15 protein-coding genes are annotated in these 15,103 nt (G+C 54.0%); 8 read left to right on the forward strand and 7 right to left on the reverse strand.

Annotation, left to right across the window (positions count from 1 at the left end; all coding sequences use genetic code 11):
• Nucleotides 1-20: 20 nt before the first annotated feature.
• Entirely contained in the window at nt 21-1,220 is a 1,200-nt protein-coding gene (gene metZ / locus AAAH10_RS00580; protein WP_343559445.1) for an O-succinylhomoserine sulfhydrylase, read from the reverse strand.
• Nucleotides 1,221-1,363: 143 nt separating this feature from the next.
• A complete protein-coding gene (locus tag AAAH10_RS00585; protein WP_343559448.1) occupies nt 1,364-1,798 on the reverse strand; it encodes a rhodanese-like domain-containing protein in 435 nt (144 codons plus the stop codon).
• A 220-nt stretch (nt 1,799-2,018) separates the two neighbouring features.
• Here AAAH10_RS00585 and AAAH10_RS00590 point away from each other — a divergent pair, with 220 nt between their 5' ends.
• From AAAH10_RS00590 to AAAH10_RS00610, 5 genes are all read left to right on the forward strand, one after another.
• Complete coding sequence (locus tag AAAH10_RS00590) at nt 2,019-3,293, forward strand: hypothetical protein (RefSeq protein ID WP_343559450.1); 1,275 nt, start codon at nt 2,019-2,021, stop codon at nt 3,291-3,293.
• 146 nt (nt 3,294-3,439) lie between these two features.
• Nucleotides 3,440-4,669: a GGDEF domain-containing protein gene (locus AAAH10_RS00595; protein WP_343559453.1), complete on the forward strand. Its 1,230-nt coding sequence runs from the start codon at nt 3,440-3,442 to the stop codon at nt 4,667-4,669.
• 390 nt (nt 4,670-5,059) lie between these two features.
• Nucleotides 5,060-5,902, forward strand: a complete 843-nt coding sequence (locus AAAH10_RS00600; protein WP_343559456.1) for an MlaA family lipoprotein — start codon at nt 5,060-5,062, stop codon at nt 5,900-5,902.
• A gap of 13 nt (nt 5,903-5,915) precedes the next feature.
• Complete coding sequence (locus AAAH10_RS00605) at nt 5,916-6,545, forward strand: MlaC/ttg2D family ABC transporter substrate-binding protein (protein WP_343559458.1); 630 nt, start codon at nt 5,916-5,918, stop codon at nt 6,543-6,545.
• 79 nt (nt 6,546-6,624) lie between these two features.
• Nucleotides 6,625-7,155: a DUF4269 domain-containing protein gene (locus tag AAAH10_RS00610; RefSeq protein ID WP_343559460.1), complete on the forward strand. Its 531-nt coding sequence runs from the start codon at nt 6,625-6,627 to the stop codon at nt 7,153-7,155.
• 66 nt (nt 7,156-7,221) lie between these two features.
• On the opposite strand, the gene ettA is transcribed toward AAAH10_RS00610, so the two are convergent.
• Nucleotides 7,222-8,898 carry an energy-dependent translational throttle protein EttA gene (ettA, locus tag AAAH10_RS00615; protein WP_343559463.1) on the reverse strand — a complete coding sequence of 559 codons (1,677 nt, stop codon included), beginning with the start codon at nt 8,896-8,898 and terminating at the stop codon, nt 7,222-7,224.
• 242 nt (nt 8,899-9,140) lie between these two features.
• On the opposite strand from ettA, the gene AAAH10_RS00620 reads away from it, so the two are divergent.
• Nucleotides 9,141-9,734 (forward strand): invasion associated locus B family protein, encoded by a 594-nt coding sequence (locus tag AAAH10_RS00620; protein WP_343559466.1) that lies wholly within the window; start codon nt 9,141-9,143, stop codon nt 9,732-9,734.
• A 58-nt stretch (nt 9,735-9,792) separates the two neighbouring features.
• Here the strand turns inward: AAAH10_RS00620 and AAAH10_RS00625 are convergent, their stop codons facing one another.
• On the reverse strand, nt 9,793-10,701 hold the full coding sequence (locus AAAH10_RS00625; RefSeq protein WP_343559469.1) for a PhzF family phenazine biosynthesis protein: 909 nt from the start codon (nt 10,699-10,701) through the stop codon (nt 9,793-9,795).
• 85 nt (nt 10,702-10,786) lie between these two features.
• On the opposite strand from AAAH10_RS00625, the gene AAAH10_RS00630 reads away from it, so the two are divergent.
• Complete coding sequence (locus tag AAAH10_RS00630) at nt 10,787-11,722, forward strand: LysR substrate-binding domain-containing protein (protein ID WP_343559472.1); 936 nt, start codon at nt 10,787-10,789, stop codon at nt 11,720-11,722.
• 44 nt (nt 11,723-11,766) lie between these two features.
• Here the strand turns inward: AAAH10_RS00630 and AAAH10_RS00635 are convergent, their stop codons facing one another.
• From AAAH10_RS00635 to AAAH10_RS00645, 3 genes are all read right to left on the reverse strand, one after another.
• Complete coding sequence (locus AAAH10_RS00635) at nt 11,767-12,000, reverse strand: HP1242/YdcH family protein (RefSeq protein WP_343559475.1); 234 nt, start codon at nt 11,998-12,000, stop codon at nt 11,767-11,769.
• Between the two features lie 90 nt (nt 12,001-12,090).
• Nucleotides 12,091-12,540 carry a PAS domain-containing protein gene (locus tag AAAH10_RS00640; protein ID WP_343559478.1) on the reverse strand — a complete coding sequence of 150 codons (450 nt, stop codon included), beginning with the start codon at nt 12,538-12,540 and terminating at the stop codon, nt 12,091-12,093.
• A gap of 261 nt (nt 12,541-12,801) precedes the next feature.
• Nucleotides 12,802-13,371: a helix-turn-helix transcriptional regulator gene (locus AAAH10_RS00645; RefSeq protein WP_343559481.1), complete on the reverse strand. Its 570-nt coding sequence runs from the start codon at nt 13,369-13,371 to the stop codon at nt 12,802-12,804.
• Between the two features lie 171 nt (nt 13,372-13,542).
• Here AAAH10_RS00645 and AAAH10_RS00650 point away from each other — a divergent pair, with 171 nt between their 5' ends.
• Nucleotides 13,543-15,033 carry a multicopper oxidase domain-containing protein gene (locus AAAH10_RS00650; protein WP_343559483.1) on the forward strand — a complete coding sequence of 497 codons (1,491 nt, stop codon included), beginning with the start codon at nt 13,543-13,545 and terminating at the stop codon, nt 15,031-15,033.
• The last annotated feature ends 70 nt before the right edge of the window (nt 15,034-15,103 follow it).

Raw genomic sequence — 15,103 nt, forward strand, 5'->3', positions numbered from 1 at the left:
AATCCCATACCGGAAAACAGTCAGGGCTTGAGAGCCTCGGTGATGTCCTCTTTCAGATCCTCGATATCTTCGAGTCCAACGGAAATGCGGAGTGTACCCGGCATGATGTTCACTTCCGCACGTTCTTCATCATTCAAACGCTGGTGCGTCGTGGAAGCCGGGTGTGTTGCCAGTGTCTTGGCATCCCCCAGATTGTTGGAAATATCGATCACCTGCAGCCTGTTCAGCAGCCTGAAGGCACCTTCCTTGCCGCCCTCGACCTCAAGAGCCACCATGGTACCGAAACCAAGCATCTGTTTTTTCGCCAGTTCATGCTGCGGGTGACTTTCCAGACCGGGATAGATCACACGCTTCAGACCGGCCATGCCATCAAGATGCCTTGCAAGTTCCATGGCGTTCTGTCCCATGCGCTGTACGCGCAGATCAAGGGTTTCCATTCCCTTCAGGGCTGTCCATGCATTGAAAGGACTCAGCGAAGGCCCGGTGTGACGCAGGAAATCCCGCAAGTGGTTGTCGTCAAATTCCTGGGAGCAGAGCACAGCCCCGCCCAGACAACGCCCCTGGCCGTCAATGTGCTTGGTTGTGGAATAGACAACGATATCCGCACCAAACTCCATCGGCTTCTGGAAAATCGGTGTTGCGAAGATGTTGTCCACAATCACAAGCGCACCGGCAGCATGGGCCATGTCACTCACAGTCTTCAGATCAACCAGTTCGAGACCCGGATTGGACGGTGTTTCCAGAAAGACTGCATTGGCCGGCTTTGACAGGGCCTCTTCCCAGGCCTCCAGGTCGGTGCCATCAAGCAGGATGGTTTCAACACCCCAGCGCGGCAGCAGTTCCTTCAGGATATAGGAGCAGGACCCGAACAGGGCGCGGGATGCAACAACGCGATCACCGGAACGCAGAAAACAGGCCATCGCAGCATAGACAGCGGCCATACCACTGGCTGTTCCGCGACAGACTTCAGCCCCTTCAAGCATTCGCAGGCGCTCTTCGAACATGCTCAGGGTCGGATTGGCATAACGGGAATAGACGTAACGCGGTTTCTCGCCATTGAAAGCCTGCTCAGCAGCCTCGGCACTGTCGTAGACATAGCCCGAGTTCAAAAACAGGGCTTCGCTGGTTTCCTGAAACTGGCTACGCATCAGCCCGCCACGCACCAGTGAGGTCTGTGGACGAATTGCGCGCTTAATCTTGCTTTCAGGGCTATTGCTCATTTCTGCCTCTGTCAAAAACCATACGAATTATCGAAGAAGGTGCGACTCATTGGTCAGCAAGGCTTTTGCTTAGCCTTACTCTCCCGGCGAATCAAGCAAAGATATGTCTTGGGACAATCACCAAAACGTCAGGAAAGAGCGTTTCAGCCCTGTTGCCACGGCAAACCTGCCGCTTTCCAGCCCGCCTTGCGGCCACGATGCCCCTGCTCGTCATGATTGCCTTCAAAACCATCCAGGACGTTGAAGGCCTGAAAGCCCTCCGCACAAAGTGCAACAGAAGAGGCAATGGAGCGGACACCCGAGCGGCAGATCATGAAAATCCTGTTGTCCACCTTCAACCCCTGGGCCCGGATCACATCGACAAAATTGCTGTTCACGTCCATTGCCGGATAAACCTGCCAGGACACGGTCAGAACCTTTTTGCCCAGAGAAGACAAATCGGGCACACCGACAAACTGCCACTCCGGCAGGGTCCGAACATCAACAAGGACAGCCATCTCGTCATTTTGCAGGGCTTCCCAAGCCTCCTGAACAGTAATGTCTCCCGAATAAGAACCTGATGGGGTCTGAACTGTCATTCTCTTTTCCCGGCATCCTGCATTGAAACTGTCATTGGGGTCACCTTCAGGCTCTTCAGGAACCAGGCTCACCAGATCAGCTTTGTTTTTTGCACCAGAATTAGGAAATTCAAAACCTTTTTTACCGATAATCAGGGATATTGTGATCACAATCGCTTGGGTTTGTGGCTTTCCAGCGTTATCCTTGTGAAAGTGATCTGCCATAATTGGGGAATATTCCATGTCTGATCTCGATCTTCTTCGCCAGAGAGTCGAAGCCGCTGAAGAAAAGCTTGGCCTGATTGCCGATAAATCCGTGCACTACAGCAAGCGGCTTGTGGACTTGATGGACGCAACAGAAGCCAGAGCACGGGAAGCTGAAGAGAAAGACAGACGCATCGGCGAGCTTGAAGGTCTGCTTGAGAGCATCACAAACGAGATGTCCACCAGCAAGGACGAGAATGAAGAGCTGCGCAAGATGCTGCTCAATCTCCTCCAGGCGATCGAAAGCGGAAATCTTGCAGACACTCTGGTTGCCATGGATGCACGCATCTCCAGCATGACTTCGGAGCCGTCACCCGCCGAAACTGCAAGCAGCGAAGATCAGACAGCTGCTCCGGTACCGGACGACGAGATTCCCCCGGAAGAAGCCGGGATGCCTGTCGATGATTCAGCCCTTGTCCTGGAAGACACAACAGTTGAAGAGGCAAGCCCGCTGACAGAGGACATGGAAGCGGAAACAGATCCGGCAGAGGATCTGTCCGGGTTCGAAATGGCGGAAGAGGCAACTCCTGACGCAAGCGCATCAGAAGAAAGCGATCCTTCCGGGGAAACAGCTGACGAAATGCCGGCAGATGAAATTCTCTCCGATCTTTCTCCTGAAGAGACTGCAGCCTTCGAGGTCGAAGAAACTGACGTCACTGAAGAGGCAGTCTCACTCGAAACAGCAGAGATGTCAGACATCGATGCAGAAAGCCTGGAAGACACTCAGTCTGCAGAAGAACCAGCTGTTGAGGAAATGGCTGCTGAGGAAACAGCGGCAGAAGGCGAAATGTCAGAGCTTGCCGAAGATGACATCACTGCGGATTTCACCGCTGACATGAGCGAAGGTTCTGAACTGCCAGAACACAGTGCGCCGGACGCCATCGCTGCAGAAACCGAAACGACACAAGAGGAAGCAGAGACACCCCGGGACGCTGCCGGAGACGACACGGAAACCCGGGAACTGATTGCAGAAATTCGCGGTGTTCTGGAACTCGACGAGGATGTTTCCCCTGAAGATTCCGAAGACGCGGTGATGGAAGCCGAAGCAGACTCTGCAGAATCAGAAGAATTCGACCTCTCCTCCCTTGACGAGGCTCCGGCTGAGGAAACAGCTGTGGCTGCAGATGAAAACGAGGAAGTCGGCAGCAGCGAAATCGAGAGCATCATGCAGCGCATCAGCAAACAGGCCATGGCCCAGGATGACGATACAGAAGCTGATGATGCCTTTCCATCCCAGGCCGGAAACGCCTGATCGGGACGCCTTGCGGGGCAATGGCTCGAGCCTTTGACACAACGCCTTTCAATCTGTGACATTTTTCTGTTATGATTCAGCAGGATATCTTGCCGTAACACTTCAGCTCACGCCTTTGGGCCCCGCCATCAGGATTCGCAGTTACCTTGCTCTTACCTCCTCTCAGACAGTTTATGCTGGTTCTGCTGCTGTTGCTTCCTGCGACCTGGGCGGCCCTGAATGCCAGTACACTTCCCAAAACTGTGCTGGAGATCGTTGCCTGGGCGCCCGTTGCCCTTGCCCTGACAGGCGCTGCCGTTTGCCTGTGGTTTCACAGAGCGAACCCCGTTTTTGCGCTGGCTCTCGTTCCTGTCTTCCATGAGTTTCTCCCTACAGCCACAGCGGATCAGAAAGCAGCAACACTGTTTATCCTGCCCATCCTGTGGCTTTACTTTGCCCTGTCCGAGGAAAGGGGACTGCTGACACGCTGGGGAGCCATGAAGGCAGGAGCCATTGTCCTCGGCCTGATTCTGCTGACCCTCATGAACAGCGGTTTTTATCCCTCCCTTTTCGGTACAGAGAACTGGGATGCCCTGCTGGAGAGCCTGCGCAGTCCTCCCACCTGGACCTATTCCATACATTTGCCCGCTCTGGCGGTCTTCGTCTTTGTGCTGGGAATGATTGCCCTGACCGTGAGGCTTATGAAACGCGGACGCCCCATGGATGCGGGCTATCTGGGAGGCTTTCTGGCCCTGGCCGGAGCCGCCATACAGCGGCCTCCCTCTTCCGGAGCTGACATCTTCACAGCCCTTGCTGCCATCATTCTGATCTTTGCCCTGCTCCAGGAATCCTATCGCATGGCCTTTCTGGACGAACTGACAGAGCTGCCGGGACGCCGGGCCCTGTTCGGGGATACCAAGAAGCTGGGCAAACGCTATTGTGTCGGCATGGTTGATGTTGATCACTTCAAGTCCTTCAACGACACCTGGGGACACGACATCGGCGATCAGGTTCTCAGAATGGTTGCCGGTCGCCTCCAGCAGGTTACAGGCGGCGGCAAGGCTTACAGGTATGGTGGCGAAGAATTCACGGTGCTCTTTCCATCCCAGGACATTGAAACCGCTTTCAAACATCTGGACCAGCTCCGCCAGTCCATTGCCGACAGGCCCTTTGTGATTCGCAGCCCCGACAGGCCGACAGAGCTTGCCGGCAGAAAAACCCAGAAGCAGGTCCGGGGACAAAGCACCGGAAACACCCAGAAAACCGCGATCACTGTTTCCATCGGAGTCGCTGCAAGGCGCTACAAACACGAAGAATTCGATGATGTCATGAAGCGTTCCGACAAGGCGCTTTACAAAGCCAAAAAGGCAGGACGCAACAGGGTTGCCCGGGGATAGCACTCTTGCAGAAGCATCAAGCCCGGCCACAGCAAGACAAGCGGACAGCAAAACTGTTGCATTTAAGCAACACAACAGGGAGCAGACGAGAAAACCCCATTGTTTTGCTGGCAACGGCCAAGTCTCTGTGATAGTTAGGTCAAATGTGTGGAGTGTGTCCATCTTGTGGTTCACAGGATCACTGCCACCAAAAAGGTACTGTGTGTTGTAAATGCGTTACAATTGAACCTGCATGGCATAAACCACGTCTTAACCAGGACAGGGATATGATCTGTGCTCGTCAGGGGGATGGAATGGCAGTGACGCTGCTCCATTTCGAGTTGATTTAGACAATAACCAATGGGCTTCCACACCACTTCGCAGGTGGAAGAAATATTCGGGGTACGACTGTTGTTCAAGGTTGCCAACATTCTTCGCAAAGACACTTTCATCGCTCTCTTTGCTGTCGCCTTTCTGTCTGGTTGCGCAAGCCAGCAGGCTGATCTTCAAACTTCAGAGCCTGAAGACGATCTTTTTGCATCAACCGAGGATGCTGCCACAACAGAGGAAGCAAATGATCCTCTGGAAACCTTCAACCGTTTTGTCTTCGCTTTCAACGAAGCTGCAGACACCCTGATCATTCGCCCTGCTGCTGAAGGTTATCGCTTCATTGTTCCGGAGCCGATCCAGAACAACATCCGGAACTTCATCCGCAACACACAAAGCCCTGTCATTCTGGCAAACAATCTGCTCCAGGGTGATCTGGAAGCGGCCGAGAACACCTTTACCCGCTTCTTCCTGAACACCATTGTCGGTCTTGGCGGCATCATTGATATCGCCGGCGAGCACACAGGCCATGAATACCGCGACGAGGACTTCGGCCAGACACTGGCAACATGGGGTGTTGGTGAAGGCCCCTATCTGGTCCTTCCGATCCTCGGTCCGTCCAATGCCCGTGACGGTGTTGGCCTGATTGCCGACATTCTGATTGACCCGCTGACCTACACAGTGAACGACGATGTTCTTCTTGGCCGTGCGATTGTCGATGGTCTCGACACACGCGCACGCAACATCGAATCCCTCGATGCCCTGAAAGAGGACTCTCTGGACTATTACGCCCGCATTCGCTCCGTTTACGGTCAGCTTCGTGAGAACCAGATCAGAAACGTCGACAGCGCGACAGAGAAAGACACTCCCGATCTGGGCAACATCTTCCCTGAAGATGACGACCAGCTGTCCTATCTGGAAGAGTGATACGGTACGCTAGATGCTCAAAACCATCGCTTCGGATTTCCTGATGAAAAAATTCATGATTACTGTGGTTGCCCTGCTCACGCTGGGCGCCACAACTGTTTTTGCCAGCGACAAGGCCGATCAGGCCGGTGCATTTCTTCAGAACCTTCGTGATGAAGCTGTTGAGAAAGTCAAAGATGATTCTCTCAGCCCGGACGAAAGAAGTGAGGAATTCAAGGCGCTGATCGCCAGAAACTTTGACATTGAAGACACAGCCCGCTTCGTCGTGGGCCGCTTCTGGCGCAAGGCGGACAAGCAGGAACGCTCTGATTTTACAGAACTGTTCCAGAACATTCTTGTTCAGCGCTTCCTTCCTGTTTTTGAAGAGTATGCCGAAGCAGAGTTCAAGGTCGTCGAAAGCAAGAAGCGCAAGGACTACTTTATCGTTACAACGACAATCCTGACCCCCAACGGTGAACCAGCCAATCTGTTCTGGCGTGTTGACCCCAAGGGAGAAGACAGCTTCCGGATCAAGGATGTTGCCCCTGAAGGCATTTCCATGCGCTCAACCTATCGCGAGGACTACACCTCGGCTCTCAAGAGCCTGAAAGGCGATATGACAGAGTTCAACGCAAAGCTCCGGGAGAAGCTCAACAAGAGCTGATCCCCTTTGCGATCACCCTTTTCAAAACAGGCCATTCACAGCACGAATGGCCTGTTTTTTTGTAAGCATGGCTCATAGCATGAAACCACCCCATGATGCTGCGATAGAAAACCTTGAACTGCTGGAAACCCTCCGGGACTTCTCACCTGTCGTTATCGGAACGCCTCCACTGGGAATAGCCATCGACAACAGCGATATCGACATTGCCTGTTCGGAAAAGGTCACCGGGCGTTTCTCCGCCTTTGCCAGACAGGCCTTTCACGGCTTCGAAAGCCTTTCAATCCGGAGCATGATCTGCCAGAACAGCCCCAGCACCCTTGTTTCCTTTCAGGCCTGTGGCTGGGATTTCGAACTGTTCTGTCAAACCGGAAACACGGAAAGGCAATGGGGTGTCCGCCACTTCAGGATCGAACAGCGCCTCCTCGCGCTCAGGCCGGATCTGCGCTCCTCTGTTGTCACGCTGAAAGAACAGGGTCTCAAAACCGAACCGGCCTTTGCAACATTGCTGAGGCTTTCTGGCGACCCTTACGAAGCCTTGCTGGCGCTTGAGAAAGAAACGGACCAGGCCCTGGAAACATTGCTGTCAGAACGCCTCCCCGAACAGAGATGATTAAGGCAGACAAAGAAAAAGGGCGCCCGATCGCAACCGGACGCCCTTTTTGTGAAGAACCCGCCTTTATCGTGTCAGCGGCTTGTACTTGATCCGGTGAGGCTGATCGGCTTCAGAGCCCAGACGGCGCTTGCGATCCGCTTCGTAGTCTTCGTAGTTTCCTTCAAACCAGACAACCTGGCTATCGCCCTCAAAGGCGATGATGTGGGTTGCAATACGGTCGAGGAACCAGCGATCGTGCGATGTCACCAGAACACAGCCGGAATAGTCCAGGATCGCCTCTTCAAGCGAACGCAGTGTATCCACATCAAGATCGTTGGTCGGCTCATCGAGCAGAATCACGTTGGCGTTTTCCTTCAGCATCTTGGCCAGGTGCACACGGTTGCGTTCACCACCGGACAGTTGCCCGACCTTCTTCTGCTGGTCTCCACCCTTGAAGTTGAAGTTACCGACATAGGAGCGGGACTGGATGGTGTGCTTGCCAATCTCGATAATGTCGTGACCACCGGAGATTTCTTCCCAGACTGTCTTTTCCGGAGAGAGTTCATCACGGCTCTGGTCAACATAGCCGACCTGCACAGTATCACCGACAGTCAGTTCGCCACCGTCGGGCTGCTCCTGCCCTGTGATCATGCGGAACAGGGTTGTCTTACCCGCACCGTTCGGACCGATGATACCAACAATCGCACCCTTGGGAATCTTGAAGCTCAGGTCTTCGACCAGCATACGGTCGCCAAAGCCCTTGCTCATGCCGTTGGCTTCAATCACCAGATCGCCCAGACGTGGCGCAGGCGGAATGACAATGCGGCCCGGCTCCGGAGCGCGATCCACTTCCTGCGACACCAGCTGGTCGTAAGCCTGCAAACGTGCCTTGGATTTGCTCTGACGCGCCTTGGCGCCCTGGCGGACCCACTGAAGCTCGTCGCGCAGGAAGCGCTGGCGTGCAGACTCTTCCTTTTCTTCCTGTGCCAGACGCTTCTGCTTTTGCTCCAGCCAGCTTGAGTAGTTGCCCTCGTAGGGAAGGCCCTGACCGCGATCGAGCTCCAGAATCCAGCCGGCAACGTTGTCGAGGAAGTAACGATCGTGCGTCACGCAGACAACGGTGCTCTTGTACTCTTCAAGATAGCGTTCCAGCCAGGCTACAGATTCAGCATCAAGGTGGTTGGTCGGCTCGTCAAGCAGCAGCATGTCAGGGGCAGACAACAGCAGACGGCAGAGAGCCACACGGCGGCGTTCACCACCGGACAGCTTCGTCACATCGGCATCACCGGGCGGACAACGCAGCGCATCCATTGCGATCTCGACAGTCCGGTCAATATCCCACGCATTTGCCGCATCAATCTTTTCCTGCAGCTCGCCCTGCTCCTGGATCAGAGCATCCATCTCATCCGGATCAACCTCGGCAAACCTTGCAGAGATTTCCTCGAACTTCACCAGAAGATCCTTGATCTCCTGAACACCTTCCATCACGTTACCCAGAACGTCCTTTTCGGCATTCAGCTCCGGCTCCTGTGGAAGGTAACCCACCTTCACACCATCAGCAGCCCAGGCCTCGCCATTAAACTCCTGATCAATGCCAGCCATGATCCGCATCAGGGAGGATTTACCGGAACCGTTCAGACCGAGAACACCGATCTTGGCGCCCGGAAGGAAGTTCAAACGAATATCTTTCAGAACTGTTTTGCCACCGGGATAGGTCTTGGAGACACGATCCATATGGTAAATGTACTGATAGGAAGCCATTGATTGCTCCAATTTGTTGGAAAAGGGACTCTTGCCCGATGAAGGCAAATATGTTGGCCAGATATTTAAACCATCAAATGGCAGCTGTCCACGAAAGCCGAGCAGGAAAGGGAAAGAAAGCCGCCCTCCTTTGATCTTCCCGCCACATTACATGAATGTGATTTGAAAGAATGCCCGGAACAGGACACTTAAATCACAGACAAGAACAACCAGATTCTCCAATCAGAACAACAAGGCCCATCATGCAAAAAGCCAATTCATTGCTTACGGGAACACTGCTGGCTGCGAGCCTTCTGGCAGGTTCCGCTCTCTCTTTTTCCACCGCAGCTCATGCAGAAGACGAACGGATCAAGGAAAACTTCAAACTCACCCACGCTTCCGTTTACGGAGAGTGGGAAATTTTCTGCGGCAACTTTGGCTCTGCTGCCACGGAAAGCTGCAACCTCCGCTTTACCACAATCTACAATCCGCGCCCGGACCTGAGAGCCTCCATCTGGTTTTTACAACCTGATCCTGAAAACACCAGTTCCTCGGCCCCGCTTGTTCTCGACATGGGCTTCGAGGCCGTCAGTCTCCATCTCGGGGGTGGTATTGAAGGCTCGGGAGGGTATGAACACTCCCTTGCGCGTTGCGTCTACGGGAGCTGCAGACTGGAAGGGCAGGATCTCCGGGACTGGCTGGATGCCCTGCTCGCCGGTCAGGATCTCACGGTCCGTTTCAGCGACTACGGATACCAAAGCAAGACTTTCATCGCACCTTCCGAAGGTTTTGCAGAGGCCTGGGAACAGTTCCGGACGCAACTCGAAACCAGAGACCTGCTGCCTGACAATCTTTAAAAAAAGGCTCTCCTTTCCGGAGAGCCTTTCTGATCCCTCTGACGACCCCTTTCCCCTCTCAGAATTCAACCTGCACCTCGTCCATCACAGCCCCGTATCCTCCGGCCATCAGTCCCGTGATGTGATCATCCTCAAGTTCCAGATCGACAGTGATCACACTCGGGGAAGCCGGTTCCATGAAATGCCCCTGTTCGATCACCATTCTGCTCTTGCGGATTTTCAACTGGTCAAAAAGCACACAGGCCAGAGGTCCCGCTGCCATTCCCGTTGCAGATTCCTCGTCAATGGCATAGCGGGGTGCAAACATACGCGTTGTCGCATCCGCTTCTGTCTTGTCCGTGGTAAAAAGATAATATCCGATCAGGTCCAGCTTCTCGCTGATATCGGCAATCAGGGAGTGATCGGGAGAAATTCTCCGCAGTGTTTCCGCATCGCGGATCGCGACAACCATAAAGCTGTTTCCCGTGTTCACAAGAACAGGAGACAGACGGCGATCCAGCTCATCCTCCTTCAGCCCGAGTGAAGCCAGGATATCCTGCCCGCTCACAGAGCGATCCGGCCATTGTTCGGAATGCTCATAGCGCGGAGCCAGTTGCTCCATAAAGGCTGCGCCCTCTTTCATAATGATCCGTCTTGGCCCGTCCACAGTTTCCTTTGATGTCACCCCCTCCCCGACACGCCCTGCCGCGGCCAGATAGCTGAAGGTTGCAATCGTGGCATGCCCGCAGTGGGCAATTCTGCGATTGGGCGTGAAAAAGTCCAGCCTGAACCCCTCTGTTCCGGAGCTGGAAACAAAGGCCGTTTCGGAAAGCCCCACTCTGCCTGCGATTTTCAGCATATCATCTTCAGTCAGCCCGTCGGCTTCCAGAACAACTCCTGCCGGGTTCCCCCCAAAGACAGTTCCATCATCCCTGCGTGTGACAAAACCGTTTACAATCCGCGCTACAATCTGTCTGTGTCCAGTCATATCTGCCTCCTTGACAACATGAAATAAAAACAAGAATTATTCGTGAAGCAGAAAGACTCAATGCATTAACAAATGAATCAAATTCATGAAAAACACACCTGAGCTTCGAAACAGACTGCTGCAGAACGCCTCCTTGCTGCATGCAATACTCCAGGAAGGCAGTTTTTCCGGTGCAGGATTGCTGAACGGTCTGGAACAGTCAGCTGTCAGCCATCGTATCAAATCTCTTGAAAAAGCCCTGGGCGTGCGCCTGTTTGAAAGGACAACCCGCAGGATTGTGCCCACTGAAGCCGGAAGAATTGTCTGTGAGGCTGCCGGAAAGTGCAGCGAAATCTGCTCTGATACCCTGATCAGGATAGGAGAGACCCGGACATCCGGAACGATCCGGCTCTCGGTTTCCTCCTCCCTTGCCATGAAGTGGGTTCTCCCGGCACTGCCACGTATCCAGCAAAGCGGTCTGGATCTGGTTGTCGACACAAACGAGAAGCTCTCCGATCTCCATAACGGAGAAGCACAGGTTGCCCTGCGCTATGGTCCCGGCCCCTATCCCGGCCTGCATGCCGAGGCGCTCCTTCAGGCCCGGCTTGTTCCTGTGGCCCGCCCCGGGCTTTTGCCATCCGGTGCTCTGTCGCCCGAACAGCCCGGCAAGGATATCCGGCTGCTCAGCGACAGGCATGGAGAAAGTGATACAACCGGGTTCAGCTGGTCCGAATATTTTGAAAAACGGGGATGGCAGAAAGCCCAGAAAACCGCTCTGCTTCCCTTTGAAAGAACGGACCTTTCCCTGCAGGCTGCCATAAGCGGCCTGGGCGTGGCACTTGGCAGAACGCTTCTTGTTGAAAACGATCTGGAAGCCGGATTTCTGGTGGCTGTCGGCGAACCTGTCCTCTCACCGGCCAAATACTGGCTGGTCACCACCCCTGCCTATGCCGGAACAGAGGGTTACAAACGTCTCGGCAACTGGATCAGGGATGAAATCAAGCAGGTCAGGGAACAGCACAAAAGGCTGTTCCCCAAATGAAAAAGCCCTCCTGAACAGAGGGCTTTTTGCGGAGGCCATTGCGGTTACAGATAATCTGCAATCCGGTCTTTCAGGGAAAGACGCTGTTTTTTGACTTCATTGATATGCTCATCGGAAAGCACTTCGATCTCGACTTCGTGCCGGTGAACCTGACGGTTCACTTCGTGATACTCGTCCGCAAGCTTTGCAAAATGAGCATCCGACTGTTTCAGCTCATGGATTCTGGATACCTGATCCGGAAATTCCTGATCCAGTTCATGAGGAGTATGCTGTGACATCTCTGCGCCTTTCAATGATCCTGTTTGTCCATCGTGGATAGGATTCATTGTGCACCACAGGCCTCAAAACGCATTGATGCAGATCAGAAGCTAGCGCCCCACAAGATCAATACAGCCTGCCAGACAGGTCACGGGGCCTCCCGGCTCCTGCGTCATGGGACAGACAATGCATTTTACGCCGTAGACTCCGACCACCTCGCCGACATAATCCAGTTCTGTAAAGCTCGGTTCTCCGGACAGCACAGCTTTCTGATAGAGGGAAAACATCGTGCTGGGCTCCTTCTGTGAAGGAATTTCAGAGACCTTCAAACCACCATAGGATTGTCTGGAAATCTCGTCGATCGCCGTTCCGAGCAATCTGTAATGAAAATCCAGCGGGTCATAGAGGACATCAATCAACTCTGTGTAAGGAAGAAGTCTGGGAATATCCAGCGGATCAAAATCAGCTTTCAGCGGCAGCGCCTGTCCCTTTCTCAGGGAATTCCAGTAGTTCAGGAAATCTCCGAGTCTGCCAGAACCGGGACCTCGCAAATCAGACACAAAAGACACCATTCAAATTGCTCCAGCCCAAAGGCCCAAAAGCGGGTACCGCTCACCCCAACAAATTTGATCAGCCTGATTTTGCATTCATTTTAACATAAACAAGACGTAATTATCATACAATACTATATTGCTATATTCTTTAAGGTGTAAACAGCTTCCCTCTCCCGGACAAGACATTCCCGCGCTTCCGGCAAAGAGCGTCCCGCCCCACGGGAACACAGGACCAAACCGGCCCGGTTCAGAAAACAAGGGCTGTCTCTAGTCCCGGTTGACATGCGGCGGGTCCAGCATGTCCTCGAAAAACCATGCCGTAAGCTCATTGCGGCCACAGACACCTGCTTTCCTGTAGACACTGGACGCCTGCTGACGCACCGTCTTTTCCCTTGTCTCACGCAAACCGGCAATCTCCCGAAAGGACAATCCTTTCAGGATACCAATCACAATATCCTGTTCGCTGGCAGTCAGCCCCCAGGCATCAAACTGCTTTTGCATGACCCTGCGATACTGATTTGCAATTTCCTTCGTATCAGCATCCAGATCAGCCAGCTGGCCACGGGCCTTGCTGATTTGAAGCCGCAGCATCTCAATCGATTTTCGCTGCTCATACTGCTCATAGACAAAAACAGCCAGAACCAATGCGCTGATAGCAAATCTTGCCAGATCATCTGCCATTGCCGCGACGGTCTCCCCGGCAGAGAACTCGATAACGATTTCAACAGCGCTCATCCCGAAAACAAAGACAACAAAAACAGTAAAAATCATTTGGCGATAGGGAATTTTCCCATTTTCATCAAGCATACCAGTGTTTCCGGTTCCAGTGTGTTCCATCAGCACAACATCCTGTCAGGGCGTTGAAAATGACCTTATGTCCTACGCCTCACAGCCCCAATCCGGCGTTTGCCCGATAGACCCGAAGACCACGCCGCATAAATTGAAAAGAGCATTCAAGTTTCATTCTGCGGCTCTGCCGGCAGACAAGACCCGGTGAGGAGAACCATCATGCCTGTAACACTTTCCAGACGCCAGTTTCTTGGCACAGCAGCACTCTTTTTGGGTACGAGCTGCCTGAAACAGGCCTGGTCCGCCTCCTCTCATCCTCCACTGCCGATCCCTCCCCTGGCTGATGGCCGTGACGGCAGCCTGCTTGATCTGCAGATACAAAGCGGAGAATGGTCCTTCATGCCGGGCGTCAGAACACCGACACTTGGCATCAACCAGAGTTACCTCGGACCAACACTGCGCACACGTCAGCACAGCACACTGAACCTGAATTATCACAACAGGCTCGACGAAGGCGTTGCGATACATGGCCATGGCCTGCATGTTCCCGGTTCACTTGACGGAGGACCACAGCTGGAAATGGCTCCGGACGCACAATGGCAACCTGCCCTGCCCATCGTCCAGCCGGCGGCAACCTGCTGGTATCACTCCCACACGCATGGAAGAACCGGATACCAGACCTATCACGGGCTGGCCGGCATGATCATCATTGACGACGCGCTTTCCGACTCACTGGAACTCCCCGATCAGTACGGCATTGATGACCTTCCGGTCATCATTCAGGATCGCACCTTTGATGCCCGGGGCCGACTGGTCTACTCCCTTGAGGATGCGGGTGAAGATGGCTGGCTGGGCGAGACTGTGGTTATCAACGGGGCCATTTCCCCCCTTGCACGGGTGCCTGCAGGCAAGATCAGGCTCCGGCTCCTGAACGGTTCCAATGCACGTTTCTACATTGTCACTTTCGCCGACAACCGTACCTTTCACAAAATTGCCAGTGACGGCGGCCTGCTGACAGCGCCTGTTCCCCTGACATCCATGGAAATGTCACCAGGTGAGCGCTGCGAGATTGTCGTTGATTTGTCCGATGGGCAGACGGCCCGGCTTCTGACACTGTTCGAGGACCTCCTCGATGCCGAAGGGGAAGGCATCATTGATGATATTCTCTCAGTCATGGGCCAGTCCGAGTTCAGCCAGCAAGAGGCAGCACTCACCCTTGAGGTTGACCAGAGCCTGCGAGCAAACAGGGCACCGCTCCCGGAAAAGATGGCGACAATTGTGCGACCGGAAGAAAGCGAAATCAAACGCACACGCAGCTTTGTCCTGACCATGGATCATGCTGACAGCCACGCAGGCCACAAGGGACATGCCGCAATGGACATGGGCATCAACGGGCAGGCCATGGACATGAACGTGATCAACGAGCGTGTAAAACGCGGCGAATGGGAGCGCTGGCGCATTCGCGCAGATCAGGGGGCCCATCCCTTCCATATCCACGGCTGCTCCTTCCTGATTGAACAGATGGAGGGTGAAACTGTTCCTCTCTCACAAAGCGGCTGGAAAGATACGGTTGTTCTGGACGACGACGACTGGTCTTCTGTTCTGGTTCGTTTTGACCATCGCGCAACTGCAGAATTTCCCTACATGTACCACTGCCACATTCTCGAACACGAAGATCGCGGCATGATGGGTCAGTTTACAGTGACCTGAACAGCTCTCGCACGGCACTCCATCACAGGCTTTGCCAGCAAGGCTTTCCTGCTGTGGTTTCAGGCGCCTG

Source organism: Carbonatibacter coralli, from assembly GCF_039592655.1.
In the GTDB taxonomy this organism is placed as follows: Bacteria; Pseudomonadota; Alphaproteobacteria; order Kiloniellales; family Kiloniellaceae; genus Carbonatibacter; species Carbonatibacter coralli.